This window comes from Bradyrhizobium erythrophlei (assembly GCF_042430365.1).
Lineage (GTDB): Bacteria > Pseudomonadota > Alphaproteobacteria > Rhizobiales > Xanthobacteraceae > Bradyrhizobium > Bradyrhizobium erythrophlei.
Map to the genome: position 1 here is coordinate 28,539 of NZ_JBHMET010000213.1, position 215 is coordinate 28,753.

Sequence of the window (215 nt, forward strand, 5' to 3'; positions counted from 1 at the left end):
GGTCAGCCGCTCCGGCATGAACACGTCCTGCACCCGCGAGATCGGCAGTCCGAACAATTGCCCGCCGATCACCGCGGTGACGTATTCGGCCATCGCGCCTTCGCTCATCTCGGTCTTGCTGGTCATCGATCTTCTTCCTTGGGTCCGGTTAGGCCGCTTTCCTGACCTCGGCGGTCTGTTCCTTCAGCGCCGCGATCAGGCCGGGCCGGTCGAAC

General features: G+C 64.2%; 1 pseudogene. It reads right to left on the minus strand.

Annotated elements, in window-relative coordinates:
* Nucleotides 1-126, minus strand: a pseudogene (locus ACFFWD_RS29965) (chemotaxis protein CheW); the annotation flags it as partial.
* Nucleotides 127-215: the final 89 nt, after the last annotated feature.